21 protein-coding genes are annotated in these 24,120 nt (G+C 48.7%); 6 read left to right on the forward strand and 15 right to left on the reverse strand.

Going from position 1 to position 24,120, the window contains the following annotated elements; translation table 11 throughout:
• Positions 1 to 7: 7 nt before the first annotated feature.
• The 12 genes from miaA to FJQ58_RS30190 form a co-directional block, all read right to left on the reverse strand.
• Positions 8 to 1,021, reverse strand: a complete 1,014-nt coding sequence (gene miaA, locus FJQ58_RS30135) for a tRNA (adenosine(37)-N6)-dimethylallyltransferase MiaA (RefSeq protein ID WP_420799868.1) — start codon at positions 1,019 to 1,021, stop codon at positions 8 to 10.
• Entirely contained in the window at positions 1,018 to 1,794 is a 777-nt protein-coding gene (locus tag FJQ58_RS30140; protein ID WP_139999245.1) for a class I SAM-dependent methyltransferase, read from the reverse strand. Before FJQ58_RS30140 ends, miaA begins: the two co-directional genes overlap by 4 nt.
• Entirely contained in the window at positions 1,791 to 3,953 is a 2,163-nt protein-coding gene (mutL, locus tag FJQ58_RS30145) for a DNA mismatch repair endonuclease MutL (protein WP_139999247.1), read from the reverse strand. Before mutL ends, FJQ58_RS30140 begins: the two co-directional genes overlap by 4 nt.
• A gap of 26 nt (positions 3,954 to 3,979) precedes the next feature.
• On the reverse strand, positions 3,980 to 6,667 hold the full coding sequence (mutS, locus tag FJQ58_RS30150) for a DNA mismatch repair protein MutS (protein ID WP_139999249.1): 2,688 nt from the start codon (positions 6,665 to 6,667) through the stop codon (positions 3,980 to 3,982).
• Positions 6,668 to 7,874: 1,207 nt separating this feature from the next.
• Positions 7,875 to 9,410: a putative amidoligase domain-containing protein gene (locus FJQ58_RS30155; RefSeq protein ID WP_162341853.1), complete on the reverse strand. Its 1,536-nt coding sequence runs from the start codon at positions 9,408 to 9,410 to the stop codon at positions 7,875 to 7,877.
• A 78-nt stretch (positions 9,411 to 9,488) separates the two neighbouring features.
• A complete protein-coding gene (locus FJQ58_RS30160) occupies positions 9,489 to 10,052 on the reverse strand; it encodes an outer spore coat protein CotE (protein WP_139999253.1) in 564 nt (187 codons plus the stop codon).
• A 338-nt stretch (positions 10,053 to 10,390) separates the two neighbouring features.
• A complete protein-coding gene (locus FJQ58_RS30165) occupies positions 10,391 to 10,681 on the reverse strand; it encodes a hypothetical protein (RefSeq protein ID WP_139999255.1) in 291 nt (96 codons plus the stop codon).
• A 156-nt stretch (positions 10,682 to 10,837) separates the two neighbouring features.
• On the reverse strand, positions 10,838 to 11,806 hold the full coding sequence (locus tag FJQ58_RS30170; protein ID WP_139999256.1) for an aromatic acid exporter family protein: 969 nt from the start codon (positions 11,804 to 11,806) through the stop codon (positions 10,838 to 10,840).
• Between the two features lie 39 nt (positions 11,807 to 11,845).
• Positions 11,846 to 12,733, reverse strand: coding sequence for an ABC transporter permease (locus FJQ58_RS30175; RefSeq protein ID WP_420799869.1), 888 nt, complete (start codon positions 12,731 to 12,733; stop codon positions 11,846 to 11,848).
• Positions 12,726 to 13,523, reverse strand: a complete 798-nt coding sequence (locus FJQ58_RS30180; protein ID WP_139999258.1) for an ABC transporter ATP-binding protein — start codon at positions 13,521 to 13,523, stop codon at positions 12,726 to 12,728. The genes FJQ58_RS30175 and FJQ58_RS30180 overlap by 8 nt, the downstream gene beginning before the upstream one ends.
• A 28-nt stretch (positions 13,524 to 13,551) precedes the next feature.
• Positions 13,552 to 14,562 carry an ABC transporter substrate-binding protein gene (locus tag FJQ58_RS30185; RefSeq protein ID WP_139999260.1) on the reverse strand — a complete coding sequence of 337 codons (1,011 nt, stop codon included), beginning with the start codon at positions 14,560 to 14,562 and terminating at the stop codon, positions 13,552 to 13,554.
• Positions 14,563 to 14,714: 152 nt separating this feature from the next.
• Complete coding sequence (locus FJQ58_RS30190; RefSeq protein ID WP_139999262.1) at positions 14,715 to 16,229, reverse strand: carboxypeptidase M32; 1,515 nt, start codon at positions 16,227 to 16,229, stop codon at positions 14,715 to 14,717.
• A 135-nt stretch (positions 16,230 to 16,364) separates the two neighbouring features.
• Here FJQ58_RS30190 and FJQ58_RS30195 point away from each other — a divergent pair, with 135 nt between their 5' ends.
• Together FJQ58_RS30195 and FJQ58_RS30200 are read left to right on the forward strand one after the other, a co-directional pair.
• Positions 16,365 to 16,697: an iron-sulfur cluster biosynthesis family protein gene (locus FJQ58_RS30195; RefSeq protein ID WP_139999264.1), complete on the forward strand. Its 333-nt coding sequence runs from the start codon at positions 16,365 to 16,367 to the stop codon at positions 16,695 to 16,697.
• The gene (locus FJQ58_RS30200; RefSeq protein WP_139999266.1) at positions 16,694 to 17,260 is read left to right on the forward strand and encodes a beta-class carbonic anhydrase; all 567 of its coding nucleotides are present in this window, start codon (positions 16,694 to 16,696) and stop codon (positions 17,258 to 17,260) included. Before FJQ58_RS30195 ends, FJQ58_RS30200 begins: the two co-directional genes overlap by 4 nt.
• Before the next feature lie 25 nt (positions 17,261 to 17,285).
• On the opposite strand, the gene FJQ58_RS30205 is transcribed toward FJQ58_RS30200, so the two are convergent.
• Positions 17,286 to 17,819 carry a DUF309 domain-containing protein gene (locus FJQ58_RS30205; RefSeq protein WP_162341855.1) on the reverse strand — a complete coding sequence of 178 codons (534 nt, stop codon included), beginning with the start codon at positions 17,817 to 17,819 and terminating at the stop codon, positions 17,286 to 17,288.
• A gap of 191 nt (positions 17,820 to 18,010) precedes the next feature.
• On the opposite strand from FJQ58_RS30205, the gene FJQ58_RS30210 reads away from it, so the two are divergent.
• The 3 genes from FJQ58_RS30210 to FJQ58_RS30220 all read left to right on the forward strand — a co-directional run bounded on the left by FJQ58_RS30210 (position 18,011) and on the right by FJQ58_RS30220 (position 20,827).
• Complete coding sequence (locus FJQ58_RS30210; protein WP_238404399.1) at positions 18,011 to 18,430, forward strand: hypothetical protein; 420 nt, start codon at positions 18,011 to 18,013, stop codon at positions 18,428 to 18,430.
• 2 nt (positions 18,431 to 18,432) lie between these two features.
• The gene (locus tag FJQ58_RS30215) at positions 18,433 to 18,717 is read left to right on the forward strand and encodes a DUF2653 family protein (RefSeq protein ID WP_175598033.1); all 285 of its coding nucleotides are present in this window, start codon (positions 18,433 to 18,435) and stop codon (positions 18,715 to 18,717) included.
• Between the two features lie 190 nt (positions 18,718 to 18,907).
• Entirely contained in the window at positions 18,908 to 20,827 is a 1,920-nt protein-coding gene (locus FJQ58_RS30220) for a glycosyl hydrolase family 18 protein (protein ID WP_139999272.1), read from the forward strand.
• Between the two features lie 66 nt (positions 20,828 to 20,893).
• On the opposite strand, the gene FJQ58_RS30225 is transcribed toward FJQ58_RS30220, so the two are convergent.
• Complete coding sequence (locus FJQ58_RS30225) at positions 20,894 to 22,171, reverse strand: ATP-binding protein (protein WP_139999274.1); 1,278 nt, start codon at positions 22,169 to 22,171, stop codon at positions 20,894 to 20,896.
• Positions 22,172 to 22,393: 222 nt separating this feature from the next.
• On the opposite strand from FJQ58_RS30225, the gene FJQ58_RS30230 reads away from it, so the two are divergent.
• Positions 22,394 to 22,948, forward strand: a complete 555-nt coding sequence (locus FJQ58_RS30230) for an SMI1/KNR4 family protein (RefSeq protein WP_139999276.1) — start codon at positions 22,394 to 22,396, stop codon at positions 22,946 to 22,948.
• 6 nt (positions 22,949 to 22,954) lie between these two features.
• Here the strand turns inward: FJQ58_RS30230 and FJQ58_RS30235 are convergent, their stop codons facing one another.
• The gene (locus FJQ58_RS30235; RefSeq protein ID WP_139999278.1) at positions 22,955 to 23,935 is read right to left on the reverse strand and encodes a formylglycine-generating enzyme family protein; all 981 of its coding nucleotides are present in this window, start codon (positions 23,933 to 23,935) and stop codon (positions 22,955 to 22,957) included.
• Positions 23,936 to 24,120: the final 185 nt, after the last annotated feature.

Below are 24,120 nucleotides of genomic sequence, written 5' to 3' on the forward strand. Positions count from 1 at the left end.
CCCCGTCTTAAAAAGATTGATTAGAATTATATTCAAGATTAACTTGAAACTTTCCTGCTATTATACCATGAACAGCTTGCAAATTGTTGTGAAAATTTTCCCCCATATCAATCCAATGAATGTCCTTCATATGGCGAAACCAGGAGAGCTGACGCTTGGCAAATCTTCGCGTATCCCGTTTGAGCCGTTCTATAGCTGCTTCCAATGTGCAGTTTCCTTGCAAGTAATCCGCAATCTCCTTGTAGCCTAGCCCCTGCATAGCAACTGCCGCAGGCGGCAAATCTCTTTCAAGTAGTCGTCTCACCTCTTCTACTAACCCTTGCTCCATCATCAAATCTACCCGCTGCTCTATTCTACGATACAACTCTGCACGGTCCATAGTCAAACCGATGATGCAAAGTTCATAGGGTGACTCCTTCGTTTGGCCTGCTTGCTGCTCCGAAAAAGTCTCGCCAGTCATATGGTAAACCTCTAATGCACGGATCACGCGCCTCAAATCATTAGGGTGCAATCGCTCGCCAGCAGGCGGGTCAATCGCAGCTAGCCTTGCGTGCAGAGCTTCAGCGCCCTGTTCAGCGGCATAGCGCTCCTGTTCTTGCCTGAATGCCTCATCCGAGCCGATATCGGCAAATTGAAATTGATAGCATACCGACTCTACATAAAGTCCGGTTCCGCCAACGATAAAAGGCAGCTTGCCGCGAGCTGCGATCTGGGAGATCGCCGTAGTTGCCCCCGCTTGGAAATCTGCAGCGGAATAAGCAACATCCGGCTCGCAAATATCGATCAAGTGATGCGGGATGCCTTCCCGTTCGTCCATGGCGATTTTGGCTGTTCCGATATCCATGCCGCGATATACCTGCATCGAATCACCGGAAATAATTTCTGCATTCCAGGCTTTAGCAATATCTAGGCTCATGCGCGTCTTGCCTACCGCAGTTGGCCCAATAAGGACAAGAAGTGGCTGCTTGCGTTGCGGTTTATCTTCAAGGCCAGAATCCAAGCCCGTAAGTTCTGTATTCAAAGCTGTATCACTCCATATGCAATTTTCGAAGTATTCACATGGCGGCGCTCAAATCCAAGCCTAGCAAATTCTTCACTTGCTTGATGCTCCTTAAGCACTACGCATTTGCGGGCAACCCGCTTCGCTTGTTCGATGGTCTCAATGGATAAAGCGTCCATATTGGCCACTGCCCTGAGCGGCTCCATCGAGCTCGATTCATGGATCGGCTTTCGGAACATGGGATCAAAATATACGATATCAACGCTTTTGTCAGGCAAATTCGTTAAATAGACAAGATGATGGACGTTTATCATTTCGATGCGCCTCATCGCTTCATTCACATCTTCTAGCATAGTCTGATAGACCGCCAAACCTTCCCGAACAAGGGCACAAAGCACTGGTTCGCTCTCTAAGGCAGACACCTTCCCACTAGGACCCGCGGCATAGGAGAAAACGAGCGAATCCGAAGCCAGCCCCGCCGTACAATCTACGATATAGTCGCCTGCCTCGCATCCGGAGAGCTGAATAAGAGGGTCTGTCTCCCCCCGTCGCAGCCGCTTCACGCGGACAAACGCCATGCTGGGATGGAAATACAACGGCGTCTCGGCTTGTCCGTCGTAATAACGCACCTCTTCTTCGGTAACCACAAGCAATCTCTTGTCCTGTGTTAAGCTGAGCAGCTTATTGACGGTCAGATTGCCTCGTGATCTAAGCGTTGAAGCGAGCTCTCCGGCAAGCCGCTCTGCTTGCGCTAGCGCGCGCTGGCTTGGCTTAGCCGTTGTTGTAACGATCACGACATCACCCGCTTGAACATTTTTTCCAGCTGGTAGCTCGATAGATGCACGATGATTGGCCGGCCATGCGGGCAAGTATAGGGCTGCTTGCAATGGCCAAGCCTTGCTAGCAGCGTCTCGCCTTCTTCCCGGTTCATTCTGTCATTGGCTTTGATGGATGCTTTGCAAGCACACATGATGGCCGCTTTCTCGCGCAGCTTTCCGATATTGATGGATTTGCGTTCCGAAATGAGCAATTCAGCCATTTCTTCAAGCAGAGCTTGCTCCTCACCCTGCGGCATCCACTCCGGATAAGAGCGAACGAGGAAGGTTTGTGCGCCAAAGGCCTCCAGCTCAACGCCAGCCTGCGCAAACAAAGGCAGAAGCTCTCTGAGCTGCGAGGCTTCCCCCGCTGTAAATTCTAACGTCAAAGGCACAAGCAATTGCTGGCTTGCTGATTCGGGATTCCCGAACTTTTGGAAAAAATATTCATAATTAATCCGCTCATGTGCCGCATGCTGATCAATCAAATAAAGACCGTCCTCGGATTGGGCTACGATATACGTTCCGTGATGCTGACCAATCCAATAAAGCTCTGGAAACGCCGGCTGTCCATCTTGTACATCCTCATCCGTAGGCAATTGAGCGACCGGTTGCTCAGCGGAAGGCGCATATTCGCTGCTAACTTCACCTGCTTCAGGCTGCTCTGACGACTGTTCGGAAGACATCTGAGTGCTTTGCGATATGATTTCGCTGGCTTGAGCAGTTGGCTGTTCTGTATATTCCTGAACATTAAGGTTTTCAGCCAGCGGCTGAGAATTCTGTTCAGAAGCGTTAACGGGCAAATCGGCCGGTTGATGCGTCTGCTGCTCGGAATGAGCCGTCTGGTGCGGTGAGCTAGCTAAGGTTGGCGCAGCTTGCTCCCATGGTGCAAAAGCCTCGCGGACAGCAAGAGAGTCGCTGCTCGTTGCCGGTGGTGCATAAAGCTTCTCCGCTGCATTTTTGGGCACATACTCCCGTTCGATGATAGGCGGCTTATAGCTGCTAGCCGAGGGTTTAGGAGTCGTTGCCGGCTGAAATGGCTTAAAAGCTTCTGCTGCGGGCTCAGGACGGTGAAACGATATAGCATCCTGAACAAATACCGGCTTGGAACGATCTGCTTTTCTGCTTGACTCCGGCCCTGGAATATGGCGTTGACGTCCGAGTACGTCTTTAATCGCTTGCTCGATCATTGTCCGCAGCTCTGGCTCTTTGCTGAATCTGACCTCCATCTTCGAAGGGTGTACATTGACGTCGAGCAGACTCGGATGCATGCCCAGCTCTAAAATAACCAGCGGGTACCGGTTGATCGGCAGCAGCGTATGATACGCTTGCAGCAAGGACTGATTAATTGTGTGGCTGCGGATGTAGCGCCCGTTGACGATCGCAGTGATCCCGTTCCGGTTAGCCCGGGTAAGCTCAGGTTTCGAGATAAAGCCTCTCAGCTCGTAATCTGACGTTTCCGCTTCAATCGGAAGCATAACTTTGGCAGTATTCGAGCCGTAAACAGCGGCAATCACCTGCAGCCTGTCCCCGGTGCCAAGCGTACGGAGCAGCACATTTCCGTTGTGCTTGAATGTAAATGCAATGCCGGGGTGCGCTAGCGCAATCCGGTTGACATAATCCGAAATATGGCCAAGCTCGGTTTGAATAGCCTTCATGTATTTAAGCCGGGCAGGCGTGTTATAAAATAAATCCTGTACGGTCATTTCTGTCCCTTGCGGCGCGTTTGCCGGTTCATCGATGGTAACCTTGCCGCCTTCAATCGCGATTCGGCGCGCCAGTCCCGTGGATGTCTCTGATGAAACGCATTGCAGACGGGATACGGCCGCGATACTCGGCAAAGCCTCCCCACGGAACCCAAGACTCGCAATCCGAAAGAGATCGCTGCTCGTAGAGATTTTGCTCGTGGCATGGCGTTGAAACGCCGTAACGATATCGGAGGCTTCAATGCCATAGCCATTATCAACCACTTTTATAAGCGATAAGCCGCCTTCTTCAATCGTAATATCGACGGTAGTGCTGCCGGCATCGACGGCATTTTCGACTAGTTCCTTCACGACAGAAGCTGGCCGTTCCACCACCTCGCCTGCTGCGATTTGGTTGGCAAGCTGCTCGTCAAGCACTTTGATTTTCCCCATGACGCACTGTTTCCCCTCTCGCCAGGCTAATTGTTCAATTTGTTTTTCATATCATTCAGCCATTGCATCGCCTGCATTGGCGTTAGATTAAACAGATCAAGCTTACGTAATTGATCCGCAAGCAATTCAGCCTTTGGACTAGCTTTCTTCTTCGCTGGTTCTACCTCGCTGGCAGCTGCTGGCTCATCAAAGATCGAGAGCTGAACCATGCCGCGGGTCTCCATGACCTTCTCTGGCTGTTTGCTCTCCGCTTCGGGAACGGAAGCAAGCGGTGCATATGAAAAGTCCGGTAAAGCTGCAGACGACATTCCTGATGCTTTAGGCGCTTCAACGACAAGCGTCTCATCCAGCAGCTCATAAGCCCTGCCGATAATCGACTGCGGAAGTCCCGCAAGCTGAGCGCAATAAATGCCGTAGCTGGTACTTGCCGCACCAGGTATCAGCTTGCGCAGGAACGTTACATTATCGCCGCTTTCCTCTACAGCCATACGCGCATTGGTTAATGAAGGCAAAGACTCCTCGAGATGCGCCAGCTCATGAAAATGGGTCGAGACGAGCGCTTTGCAGCCAATATGGTGATGGACATACTCAATGACCGCTTGCGCAATGGCCATGCCTTCGCCTGTCGAGGTGCCACGGCCTAGCTCATCGATAATGACAAGGCTATTTTTTGTGGCCTTTTCTGTCATGAGCTGGATATCCTTCATCTCGACCATAAACGTGCTTTGACCACCGATTAGATCATCGGCAGCGCCAATTCTCGTGAAAATCCGGTCAATCAGCGGGATAACCGCCGACTTGGCGGGCACGAAGCAGCCCATTTGAGCCATGATGCAGATAAGCGCCACCTGGCGCATATACGTGCTTTTCCCAGCCATGTTCGGTCCGGTAATAAGCAGCATCCATTGGTCATCCTTATGCAGGCCCGTACCGTTTGATATAAACGGCGTGCCGTCCATCATCGCTTCGACCACCGGATGCTTGCCATCCTCAATATGCAAATCGTAGGCTTCGGTTACTTTCGGCCGCGTAAAACGGCGCTCGGCGCTAACCGTCGCTAGCGACTGGTACACGTCAAGCTCAGCAATAATCGCAGCTGCCTTCTGGAGCCGATGCAGATGAAGTGACAAATGGTCCCGCAGCTCGATGAACCTTGCATGCTCCAAATCGACCATCTTATCCTCAGCCTCAAGAATCAGCCGTTCCTTCTCCTTCAGCTCCGGCGTTACGAACCGTTCTGCATTGGCAAGCGTTTGCTTGCGCTCATACCTTCCTTCCGGAAGCATGGCCAGATTCGCTTTAGAGACTTCCAAATAATAACCAAAAATACGGTTGTAACCGATTTTTAATGTTTTGATGCCGGTTGCCTCGCGCTCCTGGCGCTCCAGCTCCGCAAGCCATTTTTTTCCGTTTGTGCTTGCTTCGCGAAGTTGGTCCAGATAGCTGTCATACCCTGCACGAATCAAGCCGCCCTCCCTAATGGTGACAGGAGGCTCGTCTACCAATACAGTCTCGATTAGGTCCGCCAAATCCGAACACTGGTCAGCGCCTTCAACAAGCGCCTTAAGCACATTAGAGCCGGACTGCTCGCAAAGTGCCGTTAACTGTGGAATGCGGCGCAGCGAGCTTCTCAGTGCGTTCAAGTCGCGTCCGTTTGCGCTGCCGAAGGCAACCCGGCCGACCAGTCGCTCAAGATCGTATATCGGCTGAAGCTCTGAGCGGATATCATCTCTTAAAATCAAATTTAAATACAACGTCTCAATCGCATCCAACCGGGCTTCGACTGCCGTGCTGCTGAGCAGCGGCTTGTCAATCCAGCGGCGAAGCAGGCGCGCGCCCATGGAGGTCTGCGTACGATCAAGCAGCCAAAGCAGAGAGCCCTTCTTATTTCGGTCGCGTACCGTCTCGGTAAGTTCTAGATTTCTTCGCGTGTAATGGTCCAATATCATATATTGGTTCGGTTCATAGCTTGTTATCGCACGAACATGCCCAAGCGAACGTTTTTGCGTTTCTTCCAGATATCCGGTCAAGACACTCACCGCTTGCAAACGTGCGCCCGCAACCTTTGCCAGCTCAGCTTCGCCAAATTGTTCGGCAAGCTTGTCCGCAGACATCGGCTCCCGTGCGGTCAACAGCAGCTGTTTGTTCCATACAGCCGCCTCCTGTACCTTGTCGAGCAGCTCCTTGTCCCCGACTAGCTCTGAAGGCTGATAAACGTTGATCTCATCAATCAATGCCTCCATATGCTCTGGGAAAGAAGTGACATAAAGCTCGCCCGTTGACAAATCGCAGGCCGATAGCCCAAGCATTCCGCCGACGCGAACGATGGCCGCAATAAAGTTGTTCGACTTGCCCTCTAACGCCTTCGATTCCATGACTGTGCCCGGCGTAATAATACGAACGATCTCACGGCGCACGACGCCTTTGGCCGCTGCGGGGTCCTCCACCTGCTCACAAATGGCAACCTTGTACCCTTTTTCCACCAATCGGCTAATATAATTCTCGGCAGAGTGATATGGCACGCCGCACATCGGGATCTTTTGTTCGCCGCCGCCTTCTCTCCCTGTCAAAGTAATTTCGAGCTCACGGGAAGCTGCTATCGCATCCTCAAAAAACATCTCATAGAAATCGCCTAGCCGAAAAAACAAAAAAGCATCCTTCGCTTCTTCCTTAATCGCAAGATATTGCAAAATCATTGGAGTATATCCAGCCATTCCGATCCTCCTCAAGAACCTATGTATCGTCATTCTGCTTTAAGCTCTTCTTTATTTAACAGCGTTAATTACATGGCCGCTTCCTTTTATAACATACCGACCATGCAGTAAACATTAGATATCTATTATAACAAGCGGAACAGATGTGCGCTATAAGCGAAAACAACCAATGCGGGCATAGTCGTTAAAGTTAAGTATGATTTTATTGATAAAAAAACTTTTCTGAATCCATTTTGGCTGAGCTGGGGTTACTTCCAAGACTGGGGTGCGAAGCAGGCTGAGCTATATTGTACGCAGGCATTAACTTACCTTAATTCGGCACACAAAAACATTCTATCCTGCATATTCGCAATAAAATAGCTCCTTCCATCTGTGAATTGAAGGTCAAAAGCCTGCTAGCATGCATTCGTACATTATAGCTCCCGAGAGATCTCTCAATCCTCATTCTATAGAGCAAAAATACAGGATAACTTAGCTATATTCATTAAACCTTAGATAGTTAATGAGGTTAAATAAATAACTGCACGAAGTCGTTCTGCCTCTCACAATATGAAATCTTTCCCGACGTATATCAATGTGTACTCTAATTTTGAGAAATCAAAGGTTCAGTATTTCAGCGCACATTAGGCAACTCGTCTTAGAAAAGAATCATAAATTTTTTTATAATAAAATAAATACGAATTTCATCCTGTCATGATTAGGGGTAGCTTGGCTTCTTTGAAAAAAACCGGTTGGCCAGCATTTCCATTAATAATTACGTACCAATACTAGACAGGATAATGCTTTAGCATGCATAAAAGTAATGGTTAATCAGACATAAAATAAGCAGATGCTTTAGCGAGCATATGAATTATATCAATCTGACATTGAAAAGTAGATGCATTTAAAAACATGATTGATGATCAATATGACATCGATAAGTAGATGCATTAAAAAACACACGATGGAGGTCAATATGATGCACAAATGTTAATGACATTAAATAAAGTTCGAATAGGTCAAACCTAACCGTTTCCAGAAAACTGGCTCATAACTGAGCAGTCTGGAATATTTAATGATGTTAAATAAATAACGTATCATGTTGCCCTCCAATCTGCCCCTACGACAATGGGTTACAAATAACGATGGAGACTTGATTAGAAAATAGGAAGAATTCCAAATGAACCCCCTGTCTCGGCACGCATCACAAAAAATAGCAGCTCCCTCATCAATGAGGAAGCCGCCATTTGATGCGGATATCTGATCGTTCGTCCCAGGTCTTGCCGCGTTTAGCGGCATCAAGGAGAGGCTCAATATACGGAGCCAGCTCAGTGTAGCTGTTCGTGGCCGCGAGCGATGCGGCCAGCGCATCCAAGCAGCCGGCCAGCACTGCGCGGTCGCCGGCGTAATAAGCCTCAACATACCGCTCCTCCAGAGCAGGTATGTAATCCAGGTTCTGCTCCTCGCGAACGCACAGCAGAGCGAGCGCGAAGGAGGCTTTGGCCGCTGCCGGCGATACGAGCCAGCTTGGCAGCGTTCGGTACTCAAACCCGCCATGCGGCTGCAGGCGGAAGTCCCCGAGCATCCCGTATCGGGGACGGCGGGCCCGCCCAGCGGGGTCCTCGACTAGAGCAAGCGGGAATGCCGCGTAGCTGTCCAGCAGGCGGAGCAAGCGGCTCGTGAGCGGCGCTCCGCTGAGGTGGATGTGCCCGCCGAGCGCAAGCCCCGGCACGGGCATGGCTCCAGCGGCCCAGCGCAAGCTTGGGTCGCTGATGCGATCGGCGGCGCGCAGCAGCAGGCGCCGCACGTTTGCGGCGAGCGCGGCCGGGTCCTCGGCCGGCTCGGGCCGCAGCTCGGCGACGGGATACAGCAGCCGTCGCCCCACAAGCAGGGCGTCGGCCCCGGCTGCCCCGCCGACGCCAGCGCCCAAAAACCGCGACGCCGATGCGATCTTCCCGCCCGGCGTCACCAGCACAAACTCCGGATCGGCGCCAATCCGCAGCCGCCGATCCCCCTCCCCCGCTCTCGCCGCCGCATGCCACGCGGCGAATCGGCGCAGCATAACCGCCTCCAGCCTCGTGTCCCTCAGCTTCGGCCAAGCGGCGCGGACGACTGTCCGTCCGTCCCCGCCAAGCGCTATCTCGGCCTCTCCAATATCGAGGCCGAGCGCATAGAGTGCCGCGGCTGCCGTTCGCGCCACTCGCCTTAGCGCCGGGTCCTCCGGCCAGGCGCCAATCAGCTTATGGCCAGCATCCACAGGCTTTACATTCCGTGAATCTCCATTCCTGAGTTCTGCATTCCTCGATTCCACGCGCCTGCCCGGCAGTGCCTTACCAGTTGCATCTATACGGACCATCTCCACCGGTTCCAAATGCACGATACTGACAAGATACAAACGCTCGCTCGTCAGCGGCGCGCCTCCGCACAATCCGGCTCTGCGCCAAATGTGCTGCTTTTCCTCGTCGCTTTGCTTTGCAACAATATATCCGTTCCCATTCAGCACCCAAACGCCCGGAAACCGGCTTCTATCGAGTTCGCGCGTGTCTGACCACGCCAATACCGCATCGCCCGGTTTAACCGCTGACCAAGGCTGTGCATTAAGCGGTTGCCCATTGCGCTCGCCGGAAGTATGGAGCTCTTTCCCTGTGTAAGCAATCCGCTCTAACCGATCGTAGCTCCCTCTCCATATCCATGTCGAAGCCATTGTGTTTCCCGCCTTTACTCCTTTTATGTAAAGGTAATTTTTACGATTTAAATATTTCAAAAAAAAAGAGGGCTTTCGCCCTCGAATTTGCCGCTTGCGCAGCATATGATACCTTGACAGCAAAGCTTCCCGGCTTGCTTACAACTCATCGTCCAGCAAATCTGGATCCAAATCCTCATAATCGCTATCGCCGAGGCTGAATTCCAAATCCTTGCCGTCCAGGTCGCCGCAACCGCCTGGAAGAACCGCAACGCAGACCTTTGTCTCGGCGACAAGTTCCACTGCAAACTCACGCTCTACACGAATCACGACACTCGAACCGTTCGAAGAAATGTTGGCTTCGATACAATTCGGCTCCTGAATCACCTCGGCAGACACTTCAACTGTAGAAGGCCGGTGCTTCGGATCTACATAGGAGAGGTTCACGTGCTCAACGTAATGCACGGATTCCTTTGCCACGTCCGTTTGCGAGTTCTTGCTGTACGAATACCAGATGTTGATATCGTAAGTACCAATTACCTCAATGCCGTCGCCCGAACGAACCGCTTCATATTGATGGTTGATTATCCATGCTCCGAGAATACTAGTCGGATTATGAGGCGGCGTTACGGTATGGGTTACAGTGGAAAACTTACGACCTTTGCCGCAGACAGCCTTCGTAATTATTTCTCTGTACTGTAGCTGCTTATCTGCAATAGCCATTGATTTAACCTCCTCCATACAATCATTCATTTAAAGTGTATGCAGGACATAGGCAAATGTTGATTAAGTGGTCCCATATAAATGTTTATGTTCAATAGCAGTGGGATATTAACACTCATTCGCTGCGTCTCCTTACATCTATATGTGCTATAAAAGTAAATGATTCGCGCTTGGCAACCTCGCCCACAAAAATAGAATAAAGACCTATAAATATAGAACTAGATCCGTTCACGGTTCAAAAAGCAGCAGCCTTATGGACAATAAAAAGCCCACAATCCATAAAAACATTGTGCTAAACTAAATCGCCTATTATCGGCTTTCTATATACGAACAGGCTGTTATTTCATGAAAAGCCATCGAACTCCTCTGCTATCTTTTCGATATCTTGGTATTTTAATAAAATCATTCATCTCGCTGATACAATTCTCAAAACTGTCATCTGACGATAAATCACAAAAGAACGTTACCTTTTGGCGCTTCCAATAACCTTGAATAGAACCTTCAACACTCCAGTGTGAGTGAAGTTCGAGTTCGCTTTGTTCTAGCACGAAATATTGAGCTTTCGTTTGCACTTCAACCTCAATCAGCTTCGCATTCAGTTCCTCAATCCGCTCTTTGAAGGCACTCACCATTCATCCCTCCTTTTACAAAAGCATATCATGAATTTTCGCGTCGATGATCAAAAAAAGTCCTGGCAGGCCTTGGACTGGATTCCCCAAAGACATACGCAGGACAACACGCTCTCGCACTCGCTATATTTCACTCATCCATTGCTATTCTGCTGGCTAGGCTTGAAGCCCAGCCATTTTGGCCTTCCTTTTCTTCAAACGCTTAGCAATGCCCAAATACCGCTCCAACTCGCGCAGCAGCTTAAGCAGCGAAGCGCGCACTTCGAATTCATCACGCGTCTTGGGAAGCTCCATTCCTTGAAACAGCTGTGACAGCTCATGCAGCCGCTCTTCGACGTTGCCTTCATATACATCCGATTTGACGTCGCTCGCGAGCTGATCAAGCAGGTCTGCAATCATCACGGCTTGCGGGAATTTCTGATAGACAAATGCCAGCTCCACGAGCATCTGCTGCACCGACTCCAACTGCTGGCGCCTCATCTCAAAATATGTCGACCAATACTGTTCCTGGCCCCAAAGTCGATTTTCCCGATTCCGCACAGACCGCTGCGCACCTTCTTCAATCGCGCTGTAAGCTTCAAGAATCTCGCTGCCGTTCCACACATGCGCAGGATTGCGCAAGGTGAAAGCCATTTCTTGAAAGATGATACCGAAGTTCTGTTCGAGCGAATTGCGGTAATGCTGCAGCTGATGCTCGTCCTTCGGCATGTAAATGATATTTACAATCGTCGCCCAGCCGAGACCCGCAAACAGCAGCAGTATTTCGTTGCCGATAATGCCCGTAGTTACTTCCTCGCGGTTAAACAGATGGAATACGATGACCGAACTCGTGACGATCCCGTCCTTCAATTGAAAGCGGGAAAGAACCGGGAAGGTAATCAAAATAAAAATGGCCACCGCCCAAATATGAAAGCCGAACAACGAAAAAATAAGCGATGCAAAAAAAAGGCCGAGCACAGACGCAATAAAACGGACGAATGCGCTCTTAAGTCCCTTCATTCGCGTCACTTCGACGCCGAGTATGGCAAGAATGCCCGCGCCAAGCGGCGGCTCCAGACCCAGATAGACAGCGGTATATATAGCTGCAATGGCTGCCAGAGCTGTTTTGATAATGCGAATGCCCATGAAATTAACCTCGCGTACGATAGGATTTATTCCTACATCCTAACGCTCGCGCCAGCCTGCCGTCAACCGTCGCTCCAGCATCGCCACTAGCTGATACATAACTGTCGCTACAATCGCGATCACAATGAGGCTGGATAAGACCAGTGTAAAATTAAACACTTGGAAGCCGTAGATGATCAAATAGCCAAGTCCAAGCTTCGCGACAAGGAATTCACCGACGATTACGCCAATCCAAGCCAAACCAACGTTAACCTTGAGCGTAGCGATTATGACCGGAAACGAGCCGGGCAAGATGACGAGCTTAAACAGCTGTAACCGCGATGCGCCAAGCAGCCTAACAACCTTGATATAGCCGGAATCGATCTCCCGAAAACGATTATATATATTCAAGGTTGTAATGATGACAGTAACCGATAACGTGATCGCAACGATGGACATAAACCCTGGGCCTAGCCCAACAATAAAAATCGGTCCCAACGCTACCTTCGGCATACTGTTGAGCACGACCAAATAAGGATCGAACACGCGCGACAAAAAGGGAAACCACCAAAGCACTGCAGCCATTGCCGTCCCCAGAATCGTACCGAGTAAAAAACCGACTACCGTCTCCGTTACGGTCATCCCGACATGCGGCCAAATGCTGCCGTCAGCCATCGTTTTCCACAGCTGCTGCAGCATTTTTGTGGGATAACTGAACAATAAGGGATCGATCCATTTATTACGCCCCGCAGCTTCCCACAAGCCAACAAACAGCAGGAGCAGAACCGTTTGCGTCACGATGACCGCTGCCGTAAGCTTTCGCTTCTGCGATTTGAAACGCATGTGAAGATCACCCATCCAGCTGCGTCGATCCTCCTGAATGCCGGAAGTATGGATGGGCCCTTGCATTTCTGCATGTTCAGCATTCTGCTTGCTTCGCTTATCCATTACTTCTGCCTCCTTCACCGTCATCCTTGTCAAGCTCCGCCCATAAGCTGTCGAACAGCTCTTGAAAGCTGGGCAGCTTGCGTGCAGCCATTGGGGCCGCTGCGCGTATATGCTCATGAACGGAAATCTCGCTTCGGATATGTCCGGGATTTCGGCCAAGCACGATGATTCGATCGCTCATCGCAGCCGCTTCCGCCAAATCATGGGTGACAAGGACTGCGGTTTTTCCAAGTCGCTTCAGCGTCTGATGAACCAAATCCTCCAGCTGCAGCTTAATATGCAAATCAAGCGCGGAGAATGGCTCATCCAGAAGAAGCACCTCAGGCTCTGTAGCCAGCGTTCGCGCAAGCGCTACTCGTTGCCTCATCCCGCCTGATAGCTCATGGGGGTATCTCCCCCCTGCATCAGGCAAGCCAAGCTCGCTGAGCAGCTCATCAACAGCCCGTAAAGTCTTCTCAGTCTTGCGGCCGCTTATTTCAAGCCCAATGGCGGCATTTTCTCTTATCGTGCGCCATGGAAACAAATAGTCTTGCTGCAGCATATAACCTACCTTTGGCGAAGGCCCCTCTACCCGTTCTCCGCCTAGCAGCACCTGCCCTTTTGTGGGAGGGAACAAGCCGGCGAGCAAGCTAAGCACCGTCGTCTTGCCGCAGCCGCTAGGCCCAACCAGGCTAATAAACTCTCCGCGGTCAACCGTCAGATCGATCTGTTCAACCGCGAGAGAGGCTTCCTTTTCATTCACATATACATGTGATAATTGCTGCAGCTCAAGCACAGGAGTATGTTTCATGCCCAAGCCTCCATTTTCTGCATGCCGATTATTTCACTGCTTCGATCGCCTTCTCCGCAAAACTTGTGTCAACCAGCTCGCTGTGTTCCGTACGCTTCTCAAGCTCGCCCGCTGTCGTTATGACATCCAGAAGATTATTCCATTCCGCTTCATCGATTATCGGATCGGTAGCGAAGGACCCCTGCTGCTTGTAACGGTCAATTGAACTTACAACAATGTCACGATCCACATTATCAAAGAAAGGCAGCACTGCGTCTGCAATCTTATCCGCGTCATTGCTCTCCACCCAAAGCTGCGCTTTATGCAAGGCATTCGTGAAGGACTGAACCGTATCCTTATTCTTCTTCAAATAGCTTTGCTTGGTCATGAACACCGTATAAGGCAAATGTCCACTCTCCGTTCCGAAAGACGCAATAACATGCCCTTTGCCTTCCTTCTCGAAGATCGATGCGGTTGGCTCGAACAGCTGGACATAATCACCCGTACCCGAAGCGAAAGCAGCTGCGATATTGGCAAAATCCACGTTTTGAATCAACTCCAGATCAGCCTTCGGATCAATGCCATGCTTCTTCAGGACAAACTCGCCTGCCATTTGGGGCATGCCGCCTTTTCTTTGTCCGAGAAAAATGCTTCCTTTCAGTGAACTCCAGTCAAAATCCTTCACTTCATCCTTCGCCACTAGAAATGTGCCATCCGTTTGAGTAACCTGTGCGAAATTGATGATTGGATCATCGGTTCCTTGCTGATACACGTAGATGGAAGTTTCTGAACCTACGAGCGCGACGTCAATGGCGTTCGACAGCAGCGCAGTCATCGTCTTGTCACCGCCCGGCGTCGTCGTTAATTCCACGTCTAGGCCTTCTTCCTCAAAGAAGCCATTGGCAAGTGCTACATACTCCGGTGCATAGAACAATGACCGGGTGACCTCTCCGATCCGTACCTTTGTTTTCTCTGAATCCCCTTTGCCGCAGCCCGCGAGCGCAGCAGTCATGACGAGCGCTACCGTAAGCAGCAGCGACATGAATATACGTCTTTTCATTTGGAGTCCCTCCTGCACATTTAAGTCATTTGATGTACTCCAGCCTATGCAAAGACAACTTGGGCGGTGAATGGGCATGCAAAAAGAAGGCTGCCCGCATATCGTCAATGACGAGCGGACAGCCTTCTATTACCGTTCCTATTCGTTTTGCTTTACAGCTTGTAGATATCCGTATATTTCTTGGTCAGGTAATCAACTAAATATTGTGGGTCGAGCGGCTTGCCGGTTACGCTCTCAATCAGCTCAGATGGCGATCTCAGCTTGCCGTATTTGTAGATTCGCTCCGTTAACCAGTCCTTAATAGGAAGCAGCTCACCACCGCCGACATTCGTCCAGAAGCTCGGAAGCTCTTTCTCCATCGTATCTGCGATTTGCGCCGCATACATATTGCCAAGCGAGTAAGATGGGAAGTAACCGAACGCTCCGCCAGACCAATGCACATCCTGAAGGACGCCTTCGGCATCATTCGGCGGTGTCACGCCCAAATACTCTTTGTATTTGTCGTTCCAAATGGCAGGCAAATCGGCTGCTTTCGCTCCTCCGTTAAAAATCAGCTTCTCCATCTCATACCGAATAATGATGTGAAGGTTGTAAGTCAGCTCATCCGCCTCGATTCGGATCAAGGACGGCTTTACGACGTTGTTGCCGCGGTAAAACTGATCAACGCTAACATCAAGCTGGCCAGGAAAGCGTTTCTGAAGCTCGCCGAAATATTGGTTCCAGAACGGCCTGCTGCGGCCGATCACATTTTCCCAAAAGCGGGATTGCGATTCATGGATTCCCATGGAGGTACCCGTGCAAAGCGTCGTTCCAATAAGCTCCTCCATAATATTTTGCTCATAGAGAGCATGGCCGCCTTCATGAATTGTCCCGAACAAAGCGCTGGTAACATCATCTTCCAAATAGCGTGTTGTAATACGTACGTCGCCAGGGCTTAAACCGGTAGCGAATGGATGTGCACTCTCGTCCAATCTGCCTGCCTCAAAGTTATAACCCATTTGCTCCAATATGTATAAGCTGAAAGCTTTTTGAGCGGATTTATCATAATTTTGCTTTAAAAATGACTCATCCGGCTGGTGCGGCGAGTTCGCAATTGCCGCTGCCAGCGGAACGAGCTTCGCGCGCAAGCCGCCGAATACGCGGTCAAGCTCGGCTACGGTCATACCCGGTTCATATTGATCAAGCAATGTATCGTAGCGGGTTTCCTTAGCGCCCCAGAGATCAATAAATTGATTGGTATACGAAATGACTTTCTCTAAATAAGGCTGGAAGCCGGCATAGTCGTTGTTTTCCTTTGCTTCCTCCCACTTGGATTCGGATTGTGAGGCTAATACCACATATTCTTGATACAGCTTTGGAGGTATTTTCACGCTTCGGTCGTATTCCTTGCGGGTTTCCGTTACAAGACGCTGGTCAATCTCAGACAGGCCTGAATAAGCTGCGCTTTCCTCCAGCACCGAAATCCATTCTCCCAGCTCGGGTGAAGTCGAAAGCTTGAATTGGTCGGCGGATAAGGCACCAATGACCTCGGAACGATTATCCATTCCTTTACGGGGCGCTCCTGTGCGCAAATCCCAGTACAGCACGCCAAGCGCTTCCTCATAGCTTTTTATTTTGCGAATCGTTTCTTTAAAGCTGTTCAGCGCTTCATTCGTTTTGGTTGACATCATTATACCGCCTTTCTATAGTTATCGGATTGCTATCTTCATGGGAACTTCACTTGATCTTCATTATTTCAATCCTTATAATCATCTTAAACCTGCTCGTCATCCAGTGCAAGAGAGAGAAAGAGAGGAAGCCTTATGCATATTATTTTTTCGAAAGCAGCGATTGATCGGATTACTCCCTATTTGGATAACCGAGAACTCAAGCTAAAGTTTCTTCATGATACGGAAGGCTGCGGCTGCGTCGTTAGCGGCGTGCCAGCGCTTCAGCTCATACATGAACCGACTGTCGATGATCGGCTTGGCCAAGGCGAGCCATTCGCCTACTATTATGAGCCCCGTCACGAGATTTATTACGAGCCCCAGATGAAAATCGATTATAATGCGGAAACCGGCAGTTTTAGTCTAAAAAGCGATAGCCAGATTTATACCCATCACCTTCGCTTCTTAACCAAAGGAAGTGCAGCGTGAACAAAATCGATGACATCTTAGCCTACAATAAGCAATTTGTTGAGAATCGTGATTACGAAACCTATTCGACAAGCAAATACCCGAAAAAAAGAATGGTCATCGTAACTTGCATGGATACGCGGTTAACTGAAATGCTCCCTAAAGCTATGAATCTTAAAAACGGTGACGCTAAAATCATCAAAAATGCCGGTGCTATCGTCACGCAGCCATTTGGCAATATTATGCGAAGCATACTCGTTGCTCTATATGAGCTGCAGGCCGATGAAGTTTTTGTCATCGGACACACCAATTGCGGCATGACCGGACTTAATCCCGAGCTTATCATTCAGCACATGGAGGAACGCGGGGTGTCTACTGACACCATCACTACGCTTAAGCATTCCGGACTGAATTTAATGCGCTGGCTAACGGGCTTCGACAATGTGCACGACAGTGTGCTTAACAGCGTAAGCATCATTCGCAACCACCCGCTGCTGCCTGCAAACATCCTCGTTCATGGTTTAATTATTGATTCGGAAACCGGACAACTAGAGCTCATCGACGCAGCTGAAACGCAAGATTAAATGAAAAGGGAGCATAACGGCTTTATTAGCCGTTGCGCTCCCTTTTCTTCGCTTCATAGGCTTCCTGTCTAGCGGCGATCACATCTGAGCGATCTCTTAGCGTATGCCGGTGAATGGTTGCATCCCCGAACGCTGAACTGGGAGCTCCCCAAATCAAGTCCCTACCCTTGCAAGCCTGCAAACATTGTTCCAAAAGCTCATCGCTTGTTAGGCGTAAATCCATATCCGTATAATCAGCATCAGTTTCTGACTGCAGCGCCGCAATTCGCGGCAGCAATTGATTTTCTAAGTGGTCCTTGTCAATTCCTAATTGATCAAGCGGGGATAAAGACAGCCTGCGCTCAGCTTGGACCATCATTTTGAGAGCGCCGCGCTTGTTGCCCCGCCTTTCGTGATAAAGCCCAACAGCCAGCTGAATAAGCCCTACCCAAGTATCCGCAAGCGGGTCCTCTGGGTGCTCTTTCCAATATTCTTCAAGCAGCTCATGGCATTCAAAGAAATCCCTAGTTGCATGAAACTCCACTAAATAAGATAAATAAGCAGCAGGAAAAGTGGTCATGTCATCCTCCCGGGCAAGTGTAATCATTCCTGTAAATTCACATTTAATATTAGAAATAGTAGCATAGATCACTTATACTTTCATACTTTTAGACCAATCCTATATAAATAAATGAAACCCAAGTCTCACTTATGCGTATGAAAGACGGTAAGCAGCTTATGTATTAAAGATACCAGGAGGAGAACAGACAGATGAAAAAGGGATTCATGGTCATGCTGGCGTTAGCTCTATTCTTCACATTAGGGTTTGGACAGTATGCCGATGCAAAACCACGGGGCGGCGGCATTAAATCTCCAAAGCAAAGCGTAACGCAAAACCCTAAGAAATCAGAAAACGTAAATCAAAGCAACCCGGGTACAAAAGCAGGCACGACAGCAGGCACAACAAAACCAGGATTTTTCAGCGGCGGCGGCCTTATGAAAGGCATGATGATCGGCGGCTTGGCTGGCTTGATGTTCGGCAGTATGTTTGCTGGCATGGGCGCATTTGGTAACATTTTGGGTTTCATGATTAATCTACTGGCGATCTTCGCGATCATTATGCTGATACGCGTAGCATTCGTATACTTGCGCAGCAAGCGCAACCCGCCAGATCAACGGAGACCTTACTAATCGTGCGTATCTATACGGATGAAATTATAAACGCTATCTGCCTGAACATGGCCGACCGCAGAGGCGTCAGCCCGACGGATGTGGAAGTTCAGCTCTCATGGGAAGAGGAATACGGATTTACGGCTGAGGTTTGGGTAAAGGGTCGCAGCCAGTTCATTCTGGAGTCTAACATCCTTGAGGCTATTGAGCAGTATATGATTAAGCAATACAATAAAAGAGTGTTTCGCTCCAACATTACGCTAGATGCGGATGAAGAGTTTTGGGCGGACATTACCGAGGAAGGTTAGACCATTAAGCATTCAGAAGCTTCGCTTATCGTAAGATAACGCGCCTCTGGGTGCTTTTTTTCATGTTCAATTTCCGATAATCGTTCTATTTGAAATAATTGCTAGTCTAGGATTCATAGATAGAGAGCAACCTCCGCCCTTTCCTTGCGTCTAACTGTAGGATATGGAGAGGAGTGAGCAAGGACAATCTATGAGAAAGTGGATAAGCACCACCCTGCTGCTATTATTAGTTTTACAAACCAGCCTGACTACCTTGACGAGTACAGTCGAAGCAGCGTCCCCACAAATGACCAAATACCGTGTTTACCAGAACGATCAGGCATTAAAAGAATTCGCTACACAGTCACAGGCTATCGCCTATGCTGGCAAATTCGCCTACAGCCATGTGGAGACCATTTCCGGACGCGCCTGGGTTTGGGACAACCTTCCGCGCTATCAACTTTACCAGAACGGTAAGACACAGTCCAAATGGGCATTTCAGAGTTACAATGAAGCACTTTCGACAGCGAGGAAACTGACCAACGTACATATTCGCGATTTGGAGAACGTTGGCTGGGTCTATCAATCCTACGCGAAATACCAGCTCTTTCAAGGCGATAACACGAATATAAAATGGTCCTTTCCTACTCTTGCAGCTGCTAAGCAAGAAGCCTCTAAATGGGGCAATGCTCATATTATGGAGCTGAACTCGAACACCTGGGTTTGGAGCAACCTTACAGCTGCCCAGGTTAAAGCTCAGCAAGAAGCAGCTCCTGTCTACCAATTGATGTTAAATGGAGGACCAGTCGAAAACACGCCTCTATATTCCTTTCTTAAGGAAGCCATTCATGCTTCTGCTGGAATAACGGGCAGTGAAGTATTGAATGTAAAGACAAACAAAATCGTCCATTCGAATACTGCCGATTATTTGATTCAACAAGCAGGCAAGATTGTTGGCTCTGCTATAAGCCTGGAGGCTGCCGTTCAGCTTGCCAAAAAAACGCCAAATGCCGAGGTTTACTACAAGGATCAGGTTTATTGGTCCGGCATTCCTTTCCTAGCCGTCTATCAAGGCGACAACAAGCTCAAAGCATTCAACGCGCGAAGCAGTGCTGTTGCTTATGCCAAAGGTTTCGCGAACAGCTCTGTGCGAACGAGTGAAGGCAGAACCATATGGAGCCAAACGAAGAAGTTAGTATATATGGGCTGGAACGGAAGTTCCTCCAGTTCTACGATCATTGGCCATACCGCTAACACGCAAGGCTTAACGATTGATTCTCCCACGTGGTTTGAGCTTGCTGCCGCAGATGGAACCGTCACTGATAAATCCGATCCAGCCATCGTTTCCTTGTTTAAAGAAAAAGGAATCCAAGTGATGCCGCTTGTTCATAATCAGTTTAATAAACAGATGACTACCGCGTTTTTGAAAAACAGCACAGCTCAGAAATCATTCATTAACACAATCACAACAAGACTATCTCAGCTCGGCGCAGCAGGCGTCAATCTTGATTTTGAGGAAGTGGCCGGCAGCGACCGAATCGCTTACACCTCCTTTGTCACAGCTTTCGCGAAAGCTGTACAGGCAAAAGGCATGCAGCTGTCCATTGATTTACCCAGAGGCAGTCTAAGCTGGAATCACTTAACCGCGTATGATCATGCCGCGCTTGCTCCTGTCGTCGATACCATAATTATTATGGCCTATGATGAGCATTGGAGCGGCAGTGATACCCCTGGCTCTGTCGCAGGGCTGCAATGGGCCGAGGAAGGTGTAAAGCATTTTCTTAGCTACGATATTCCGAGGAACAAGCTGATGCTGGGAATCCCCTTCTACGTCAGGGAATGGAAGCTCGACAGCAGCAATAAATTGGTTAGCAATCGCGCCGTTCTGATGAAGGAAGTGCCTAAACTGATCGCCGATACTCACGCGCAAGGCACTTATGACGCCGCCTCCGGCCAGATGAAATACAAATACGTGAAGGATGGCTTCACCTACTTGTTCTGGGCAGAGACCGAAGCAACCGTCAAAGCCCGCATTGATCTAGCCAAAGCATATGATCTCGCTGGCGTTGCCGCATGGCGCCTCGGCTACGAAAACTCCGATTTATGGACGATGATGCTTCGTATGAAATAAGGTGAAACGCCCCTGTTCCGAGGTCAACGGAAACAGGGGCGTTCCTATTATTTTCAAAATTCGAATTTATCGTTCCCCTTCTACCGCTGGAAAACGGAGTACAACCTTTGTCCCGGCACCTTCCTTGCTCTCAAACGAAATTTTTCCGTTCAAGGCCTCCACGATTCGAATCGTAACCAATATCCCTAGTCCCGTCCCCGTATCTTTGGTCGTAAAAAAGGCCGTACCTATATTGTCTAAATCTTCCTTGGACATTCCTTTTCCATTATCCTTAATCTCAATAAAGATCTCCTCATTGCGATAATAGGCATTAACGGTAACTATCCCTGTATTGGGAATGGCCTCCACGCCATTTTTAATTAAATTCAGCACGACTTGTGACAGCTTTGGCTTGTCAGCAAGTACAAACAGATCTGTTTGATTGCAATTTAATTGGATTTGGACATTTTGAATTAAACTGAACGAGTTCATAATTTCGAGCGTACTGCTCAGAAAGCTGGACACTTCCACCTGTTCAAGCTGGTCTGCCTGAGGTTTAGCCAAGTTGAGGTAATCGGTAATAATATATTCCGCTCTCTCAAGCTCCGATAAAGCTATTTTTAAATAATCCTTTTTTCTATCATCTACCGATTCTTTGAGCAGCTGCAGAAATCCTTTGACAACAGTGAGCGGATTACGCACCTCATGAGCAACCGAAGCTGCGATCTGGCTCACAATCTTGAGCTTCTCGCTTCGCTCCAGCTCCAGCTTCAAATAGTTCGTTTCAAGGATATGTTCTTTAAGCAAGGAAGAAATCGCCATCCCGATGAGTGAAGCTATTGCTAATATGGATATTGTGATGAAAATATGTTTTTGATCCTCTACGGTGTAAGCTTGAATCTTTATGTAGCTAACCAAGCTGATGACAACAAGAATAACGGAATGAAGGGATAAAAGGATACAGATGATCATGCGTTTGATCGTCTTATAGCTTGAAAATGATTTTATAAAGAAAAAGCTTGGAGCTACAATCGCTAAAAAACCAATCGTAGTTATGATAATAACATCGCCGCCTAAGTAAATACGGTAAAGTACGGCAATAGACAAGGCGATAATGCCGGGCAAATATTTTCCAGAGCTATACAAGATTGATATAATAACGGGTATGGATCTTAGGTCACCCTGAAAGTTTCCGATTACTTGGACTGGCAACGTCATGCACAGCACGGCTGATGCGCCGAACATGCAGCCATTTACGACTTGGTAGCGAATGTCATCCGATATTTTTTTGCGCGCAAAAAAGAACTGCTGGATAAAGATCGGAAACAATATGATAATAAGATGAATGAGTAATTGATTTATCATATCTCGTTATCGATTCTCTCTCCTTTTTACAAATTTTGTATAGTTCTTCGGAACTAATCATTATATTTGTATAATAACACAAAAAATAGAAGCAGATCACTATAATTTTGACATATTTACATTCCATCGGTAAACGCTTTATATATATCTCTGCTCGTTGGCAATTAGGCAAAATGTTCGTAACTATATTAGCTAATCCAGCACTGAAAGGAAGATGATGAGATGAACTGGACAATCCGCTTCGAATCTAATTATGAGTGTTCTGAAGGCATAGCTGAGGAAGAGTTGCTGCGTTTTCTCCATACGTGGAATATCGCTCTAACCGATCCAGAAAAAAAGGAAATTAACAATCGGCAGCGCAATCCGTTTCCGCTATCGGACCCCTTGTATCCGAAATATATCCCGATTGATCCTGCCGACTGGTCCTTTCCTCAAAAAAAATTGCCAGAGAGCTATTTAGCTTTCCTGCGTTATGCCCATGGTGGCGAGTTCGGTAACGGTGAACGATATTTTCAATTTTTCAGTACGGCTGATCTTAGAGAGATGAACTTGGCTTATGAGATTCCTGAATATATGCCTGATGCGGTTTCCTTCGCCATGGATGGCAGTGGCAACCATTATTTATGGGATATGCGTGGGGACATGAAGAATGGTGAATATCCCATACTGGTTGCCCACTCCGGCAACTTGGGGTTCGAGGACTGCAAACAGATAGCCGATACGTTTGTGGAGCTTTGCACAGGGACAACTTCTGTTGACGAGGAGCTGAATGGTTAAATATTTTTACAGTCGCACAATCCTCCTGTAATGCAAATGTCCCATCATGTCATCCCATTCCACATCTTCACTGTAAGGATCTCGATAATATACAGCGGCAGCTGGCAAGTAACCAACCACAACTCCCGTTCCTCCGCAGATCATGCTTCCTCCATCTCCCCCTTTGGGCATAAGGAGACCTTCGCGGGTAGTCCATTCACACTGGTAAGGATCTCCTGTAAAATGCAGTCCGAAGGCATTGGGCAGCTCCAGATCGTACTCTCGCGAAGTATTGTCTGTATTTAGGTCTTCAAAGTGCTTGAGCTTGAAATTGTAGTTGAAACTATCGCCCCAGGGAAATAAGGTCCGGCAGCCGCCACCATAGCAATACTCCCACTCATCTTCAGTAAGAAGACTAAACCCTTCGTCAAGTAGGCTGCTCACCGCTTGATCGTAGGTCAAATCTTCGTTGAACATATAAAGGACGATTTCTTCTTCTTGACGTATAAGCCGAAAATGCAGATGCCGCTCATATTCGCTATAGGTGGAGGCGCGGAATTTTGCAAGTTCACTCTCTACCTCTGGTTCGTCAAGCGCTGATAGTTCTTCAAGTGGAACCTCTTGCCATCCGGCTGATCGAGGGACGCGCTCCACAAGCATTGCTCCAATAATCGCTTGCCTCAGCGGCGACATTTGATCTCGAAGAAATTGATCTGAATCCTCGATGTCGTATTCGCTAAGCGATTCTATCAAATCCTGCTGCGTGGCTTCATCCATGCCATGTTCCCAGCGTTCCCAGCCGAGCGTGGCCTGATCGCCAGGAATAAACAAAAATTCACTATCCTTATATGTAAATATCCCTGTTTCATTCGTTTTTCCATATCGCTGAAAAGCCGTAAATCCTTGATACTCAAAACCTTGCGGCAGTCTACTGAGCAGTGAACGCATCGCCGCGTCCTTCTCACCCTTGTTCATAGCAATCCAAGTACTCCGCTCTAACTCGTGCATTCCTTCATTCTCATCCTCTCCAAATAGCATATGAACCAGTTACGGACTATTTTATCAAAAATAGATTTCCACTGAATATCCTTAAATCTTACTTTTTTAATCTGACATCTGGCAACAGCTATAATCGCGGGGATCCTCTAGTCAACGTCTGCTTTATGCAGTTAAAAAAAGCCATCCCATACTTT

Origin of the sequence: Paenibacillus paridis (assembly GCF_006345825.1) — a bacterium.
GTDB classification, from domain to species: Bacteria; Bacillota; Bacilli; order Paenibacillales; family Paenibacillaceae; genus Pristimantibacillus; species Pristimantibacillus paridis.

What these genes read in the sequence shown, in the direction of transcription:
- mutL (WP_139999247.1), bottom strand. Translation starts at nt 3,953, where the DNA reads ATGGGGAAAATCAAAGTGCTTGACGAGCAGCTTGCCAACCAAATCGCA.
- mutS (WP_139999249.1), bottom strand. Translation starts at nt 6,667, where the DNA reads ATGGCTGGATATACTCCAATGATTTTGCAATATCTTGCGATTAAGGAA.
- FJQ58_RS30160 (WP_139999253.1), bottom strand. Translation starts at nt 10,052, where the DNA reads ATGGCTATTGCAGATAAGCAGCTACAGTACAGAGAAATAATTACGAAG.
- FJQ58_RS30170 (WP_139999256.1), bottom strand. Translation starts at nt 11,806, where the DNA reads ATGGGCATTCGCATTATCAAAACAGCTCTGGCAGCCATTGCAGCTATA.
- FJQ58_RS30175 (WP_420799869.1), bottom strand. Translation starts at nt 12,733, where the DNA reads ATGGATAAGCGAAGCAAGCAGAATGCTGAACATGCAGAAATGCAAGGG.
- FJQ58_RS30180 (WP_139999258.1), bottom strand. Translation starts at nt 13,523, where the DNA reads ATGAAACATACTCCTGTGCTTGAGCTGCAGCAATTATCACATGTATAT.
- FJQ58_RS30185 (WP_139999260.1), bottom strand. Translation starts at nt 14,562, where the DNA reads ATGAAAAGACGTATATTCATGTCGCTGCTGCTTACGGTAGCGCTCGTC.
- FJQ58_RS30190 (WP_139999262.1), bottom strand. Translation starts at nt 16,229, where the DNA reads ATGTCAACCAAAACGAATGAAGCGCTGAACAGCTTTAAAGAAACGATT.
- FJQ58_RS30195 (WP_139999264.1), top strand. Translation starts at nt 16,365, where the DNA reads ATGCATATTATTTTTTCGAAAGCAGCGATTGATCGGATTACTCCCTAT.
- FJQ58_RS30205 (WP_162341855.1), bottom strand. Translation starts at nt 17,819, where the DNA reads ATGACCACTTTTCCTGCTGCTTATTTATCTTATTTAGTGGAGTTTCAT.
- FJQ58_RS30210 (WP_238404399.1), top strand. Translation starts at nt 18,011, where the DNA reads ATGAAAAAGGGATTCATGGTCATGCTGGCGTTAGCTCTATTCTTCACA.
- FJQ58_RS30220 (WP_139999272.1), top strand. Translation starts at nt 18,908, where the DNA reads ATGAGAAAGTGGATAAGCACCACCCTGCTGCTATTATTAGTTTTACAA.
- FJQ58_RS30225 (WP_139999274.1), bottom strand. Translation starts at nt 22,171, where the DNA reads ATGATAAATCAATTACTCATTCATCTTATTATCATATTGTTTCCGATC.
- FJQ58_RS30230 (WP_139999276.1), top strand. Translation starts at nt 22,394, where the DNA reads ATGAACTGGACAATCCGCTTCGAATCTAATTATGAGTGTTCTGAAGGC.
- FJQ58_RS30235 (WP_139999278.1), bottom strand. Translation starts at nt 23,935, where the DNA reads ATGCACGAGTTAGAGCGGAGTACTTGGATTGCTATGAACAAGGGTGAG.